This window comes from Gemmatimonas sp. (assembly GCF_041689975.1).
Classification (GTDB): Bacteria; Gemmatimonadota; Gemmatimonadetes; order Gemmatimonadales; family Gemmatimonadaceae; genus Gemmatimonas.
On the sequence record NZ_JBDNFF010000314.1, the window covers coordinates 1 to 2,643 of the forward strand.

Here is a 2,643-nt window from a genome sequence, read left to right on the forward strand (position 1 = left end):
CAGTTGATACGGGCTGTTCTTCTTGACCTTGCCCAACGCCGAGCCGACGATCACCGCTTCCGTACTCAGGGCAAAGAAGGCCAGCAGGAACATGATGGCCACATACAGCCACGTGACCGGCCGACGGAAGTGACCGCGGAGTTCGAAGGCGAAGAGCGCGCCGAACATCAAGCCTCCACCGGCAGGCGGCCGCCAGCGATAGCGGCCAAGCGATGGAAATAGACATCCTCGAGGTCAGGCTCGATGGCCACGAAGCCATCGCCCGGATCCGACTCGGCGTACACGTGCAGCACGGTGTTGCCGGCCGCCATGCGCGTGGAGATCACCTGATACTGCTCCTTGTAGTCGTCTCTCTGCGCGCGGGGAATGGTGCGCCGCCAGATGCGCCCGCGCACCTCGTCGATGATGCGCTCGGGCTCGCCCTGCACTACCACCTGCCCCTTGTTGATGATCGCCATTTGCGAGCACAGCTCACGCACGTCTTCCACGATGTGCGTGGAGAGAATGACCACCACGTCGTCACCGATATCGGCGAGGAGATTGAGAAAGCGATTCCGTTCGGTGGGATCGAGTCCGGCCGTGGGCTCATCCACGATCAGCAGTTTGGGGCTTCCCGCCAGCGCGATCGCGATACCCAGTCGCTGTTTCATGCCGCCCGAATAGCCGCCAGCGCTCTTCTTGCGCACGTCGTACAGGTTCACCTGGTGCAACAGTGACGCCACCAGATCCTTCCGCTCACCGGCATTGACCACGCCTTTGAGTGTGGCAAAATGATCGAGGATCGCTTCCGCCGGCATGTTCGGATACAAGCCGAACTCCTGCGGCAGATAGCCGAGCTGCGCGCGGAGCTTCTCCGGCTCCTTCAACACATCGATATCGCCAAAGCGAATGGATCCACTGTCCGGCGGCTGCAGCGTGGCGATGGTGCGCATCAGCGACGACTTGCCGGCACCGTTCGGTCCCAGCAAGCCGAACATGCCGGGAGCGATCGTCAGCGAGATGTCGTTGAGCGCGCGTACGCCGTTCGGATACGTCTTGGACAGGCGATCGATGCGCAGGGTCATGGGCGTCTGCTGAGAAGAAGGAGGAATTCAATGAACCGAGCGCTCGCACTACAACATGATGAAGATGCCGGCAAACCCCACCACCCACAGCAGCAGGACACCCGGCACCACGAAGCGTAGCCACCGTCCGTACGGCACATCGGCCTTGAGCAGGATGGCGAGCAGCGTTCCGCTAGTCGGGGTAATCAGGTCGGTGAGCACGGCACCCGTTTGATACGCCATGACGGCGGCGTCACGACTGATGCCGAGCAGGTCGGCGACCGGTGCCATGATAGGCATGGTGAGAACCGCTTGCCCGCTATTGGACGCGACCGGCACGTGAATGAGTGCGTGCACCGGCACCATGAGTGCCGCCGCCGCCAGCACGGGAATCCGTGACAGCGGTGCGACCAAGCCTGCCACGATCGTGTCGATCACCTGGCCCTCGGTGAGCACGAGACTGATGGCCCGCGCGATGCCCACGAACAACGCGGCCGCGAGCATGCTCTCCATGCCCTTGATGAAGCTTTCCGCCGTCTCGCGCCAGCTGCGTCCCGCCAGCAGCCCGACGGCCAGACCGGCCACCAAAAACAGCGACGTGAGCTCGTTGAAGCCCCAGTCGAAGGAGAGCACGCCGCAGACATACACGACGATGGGCAGTGTGAGCGTGAACAGCAGCAGGAAATCCTTCGCGGTCGCGCGTTGCGTGTCGTTGGGTGCGACATCGGGTCGGACATCGTCGCGCGACACGCTGGCGAGCGTCCAGCCGATCCACACCGCGACCGCGATCACGAGCAGGATGCTGCGCAGCCCGGCCATACTGAGCTGCGGGAGTCCCGCAAACTTGAAGGCAATGCCCGCGGCGAACGGATTCGACGGGCCGAAGGCTGCACCGACGGTCGCCGCTCCCAACGACATCGACAGCGCCGTGATCGCGCCAAAACCAAGTCCGCGACTGAGCAGCAGAAGTACGGGGACGAGCGCGATGATCTCCTCGTGGAAGTTCTCGAGCGCCCCCAACGAGGCAAAGACGACACTGATCAAGGCCACCGTGACGCGCGGCCGCGTGGCGCTCCCCGCGATCGCTCCCACGAGGCGCGCCATCGCTCCGGTGGAATCGAGCAGCGCGAAGGCACCGCCGACCACGAGAATCAGCACGACCACGTCAGCGCCGGCGATGATGCCGCGCGGCACGGCCATCACGGCCGCAATCGGAACCACCGGCGCAGGCGGCACGCGATGGTAACTCCCCGCGACCACCAGCACTCGTCCGCCGGACGGATCGGGTGCTCGTTCGTACGCGCCGGACGGAAGAATCCACGTGAGCAGCGCCGCGAAAGCGACGGTGCCGAGCAAGAGGATGAAGGGGTGCGGCAGGGGGAGTTTCATCGCCGCAATGGTAACGTCGGGCAGAGCGAGCAGCGAGTGGCGGGGCGCGCGTAGCCCTGTGCCTTCGTTCGGCGCCTACTTCCCGCGCGCCATAACTCGCCAGATCGCATTGCCCACGTCATCGGCCACCAACAGTGCGCCACGCGCATCGAGCGCGACACCCACCGGACGCCCGCGCGCATTGTCGCCCGCCAGGAATCCAGTGAGCACG

At 64.6% G+C, this 2,643-nt stretch carries 2 protein-coding genes; both read right to left on the minus strand.

What is annotated here, in order from left to right; all coding sequences use genetic code 11:
* Positions 1–167: 167 nt before the first annotated feature.
* Positions 168–1,064 (minus strand): ABC transporter ATP-binding protein, encoded by an 897-nt coding sequence (locus ACESNG_RS18960; protein ID WP_373070350.1) that lies wholly within the window; start codon positions 1,062–1,064, stop codon positions 168–170.
* A gap of 48 nt (positions 1,065–1,112) precedes the next feature.
* Entirely contained in the window at positions 1,113–2,432 is a 1,320-nt protein-coding gene (locus tag ACESNG_RS18965) for a YfcC family protein (RefSeq protein ID WP_373070352.1), read from the minus strand.
* Positions 2,433–2,643 lie beyond the last annotated feature (211 nt).

Coding starts and splice junctions, on each gene's coding strand:
- ACESNG_RS18960 (WP_373070350.1), bottom strand. CDS start 1,064: ATGACCCTGCGCATCGATCGCCTGTCCAAGACGTATCCGAACGGCGTA.
- ACESNG_RS18965 (WP_373070352.1), bottom strand. CDS start 2,432: ATGAAACTCCCCCTGCCGCACCCCTTCATCCTCTTGCTCGGCACCGTC.